The 2,961-nt window shown below is 63.3% G+C and carries 2 protein-coding genes; both read left to right on the plus strand.

The annotated features are described in order from the left end of the window. Positions 1 to 1,360, plus strand: a 1,360-nt coding sequence (locus tag EN939_RS27825) for an ABC transporter ATP-binding protein (RefSeq protein ID WP_164751277.1), incomplete at its 5' end; no start/stop codon positions are given. 10 nt (positions 1,361 to 1,370) lie between these two features. After that, on the plus strand, positions 1,371 to 2,961 hold a 1,591-nt coding region (locus EN939_RS27830; RefSeq protein WP_164751278.1), incomplete at its 3' end, for an ABC transporter ATP-binding protein.

The raw sequence follows: 2,961 nt of genomic DNA on the forward strand, positions 1-2,961 counted from the left end.
GCTCATCGTCGGCTCGGCCGACTGGCGGCTGGCCGCGCCGCTCGGCGTCTGGCTGGTCGGCTATATCCTTTTGCTGCGCTACTTCATCCCGCGGTTGGGCAAGGTCGGCGAGGAGCAGGCCAATGCGCGCTCGATCATGACCGGCCGGGTCGTCGATAGCTACTCCAACATCCAGACGGTCAAGCTGTTCAGCCATGCACGCCGCGAAGCGTCATTCGCCAAAGACGGCATGTCCGGCTTTCTCGAAACGGTCTACCGGTCGATGCGGCTGGTGACAGTGCTTTTTGGCTCGCTTTACATCCTGAATGCATTGCTCTTGTTCTCCGTCACCGCGATGGCGTTGTGGCTGTGGCTGGGGCAAGCAGTGACGATCGGCGCGGTCGCCGTGGTCATCGGCCTTGTGCTCAGGATGTGGGGCATGTCGCAATGGATCATGTGGGAAATGTCGGGCCTGTTCGAGAACATCGGCACGGTGCAGGACGGCATCGCCTCGATCTCGCTGCCGCGTCTTGTCGAGGACAGGCCGGACGCGAAGGAGATCAGCGTTTCCAGGGGTGAAATCCGCTTCGAGGACATCCGCTTCCACTACGGCAAGCAGAAGGGTGTGATCGAAGGCTTGTCGCTGGCGGTGAAGCCGGGCGAAAAGGTCGGCATCGTAGGCCGCTCCGGCGCCGGCAAGTCGACGCTGGTCAACCTGTTGCTGCGCTTCTACGACCTCGAAGCCGGGCAGATATTGATCGACGGCCAGGAGATCGCCGGTGTGAAGCAGGATTCGCTGCGTGCGCAGATCGGCATGGTCACGCAGGACACCTCGCTGCTGCATCGTTCGGTGCGCGAGAACATCCTCTATGGCCGGCCCGATGCCACCGACGAGATGCTTGTCGAGGCGGCGCGGCGCGCCGAGGCGCTGGACTTCATATCAGGGCTTTCGGATGCCGGTGGCCGGAAGGGCTTCGATGCCCATGTCGGCGACCGCGGCGTCAAATTGTCCGGCGGCCAGCGTCAACGCATCGCCATTGCTCGCGTTATGTTGAAGGATGCGCCAATACTTATCCTTGACGAAGCGACCTCGGCGCTTGATTCCGAAGCCGAGGCGGCGATCCAGGAGAACCTCTACAAGCTCATGCAAGGTAAGACCGTCATCGCCATCGCGCACCGACTGTCGACCATCGCGGCGATGGACAGGCTGGTGGTGATGGACAAAGGCCGTGTCATCGAGGAAGGTTCGCACGAGGAACTCGTCGCCCGCGGCGGGCTCTACGCGCAGCTCTGGCAGCGCCAGTCGGGCGGGTTCCTGCTTGAGGGCGGTCCCGCCGACCCCGCCAACGATGCACTTGCAAAGGGGCAAGCCGCAGAATGATGGCCGCCGCATGATGACAGCCGTCTATCGCTGGTTCGAGAACTGGGTCTATCCGTTCAGGGAGCCAGCGAATCTTCGGCCACCGACCAGCGTCGGCGGTTTCCTCTGGCACTATGTCGGCCAGGCGAAGTTCGCCTTCTTCGCCATGCTGGTCATCGGCGGCATCGCGCCGCTGGTCGAGGCCGGCCTGTTCTACTTCGTCGGGCGGCTCGTCGATATTCTCGACCAGCTTCCCGCCGAGCGCAGCTGGCACGCACTGTGGGCCGCCGCCGGTCCTGAACTGGTTTTCATGGTCGTGGTGGTGCTGGTCATCCGCACCGTCGTCGTCGGCCTGTCGGCGCTGGTCGATGAACAGACCATCACGCCGGGCTTCTACAATCTGGTGCGCTGGCAGGCACACCGGCATGTCTCGCGCCAGTCCTACGCCTTTTTCCAGAACGATTTCGCCGGCCGCATCGCGACAAAGGTCTGGCAGGCGGGGCAAGCCACCGGCGACCTGATGGAAAGCTTCATCGAGGTCGTCTGGTTCATGATCGTCTACACGGTGACGACGCTGGCGCTGGTCGCAGGCCTCGATCTCAGGCTGGCGGTGCTGGTGGTGATCTGGATTTCCGCTTTCGCTTGGCTGGCCAAGCTCTACTTGCCGGCAATCCGCAAGCATGCCGAGGAAACCGCCGAGGCCGGCTCGATGATCACCGGTCGCATCGTCGATTCCTATTCCAACGTGCAGACGCTGAAACTGTTCTCGGCCGACGGCGACGACCGCTACATCAGGAACGGTTTCGACATCTACCTCGACGCATTGCGCCCGTTCACCCGCCGGCTGACCGGCGTGCGCATGGCGTTGACGACGCTGTCGGGCATTATGATCACGGCGATCGGCTGCTTTGCCGTTTATCTCTGGGTCGAGGGCTCGATCACCGTCGGCGCGGTCGCCTTCACGCTGTCGCTGGTGCTGCGGCTCAACATGCTGCTCGGCCGGCTGATGATGCAGCTCAACAGCATCTTGCGAAACCTCGGCGTGCTGGAGAACTCCAAGGCGCTGATTTCGCAGCCCCTCGGCCTCATCGATGCGCCCGACGCCAAGGAACTCGTGGTGGCAGGCGGTCGTATCGAGGTGAACAACGTCGAGTTCCATTACGGCAAAGGTTTCGGCGTGCTGAACGGCATCGACCTTGTCGTCAAGCCGGGCGAGAAGGTCGGGCTGGTCGGACCGTCTGGCGCCGGCAAGACGACGCTCGCGAACCTGATCCTGCGCCTCTACGATCTGGAGAGCGGGTCGATCACCATCGATGGCCAGGATGTCGCCAAAGTCACGCAGAATTCGCTGCGCGCCAATATCGGCGTCGTCAGCCAGGACACGGCGCTGTTCCACCGTTCGCTGCGCGACAACATCAAGCTCGGCATGCCTGACGCGACCGATGCGGAGGTGATCGCGGCGGCGAAAAAGGCCGAGGCGCACGAGTTCATCCTGACCTTGCGCGACAACAGGGACCGCGCCGGCTACGAAGCCTTTGTCGGCGAGCGCGGCGTCAAACTGTCAGGCGGCCAGCGCCAGCGCGTGGCTATCGCCCGTGTCTTCCTCAAGGACGCGCCGATCC

The sequence above is a fragment of the Mesorhizobium sp. M7A.F.Ca.CA.002.05.1.1 genome, from assembly GCF_003998335.1.
Classification (GTDB): domain Bacteria; phylum Pseudomonadota; class Alphaproteobacteria; order Rhizobiales; family Rhizobiaceae; genus Mesorhizobium.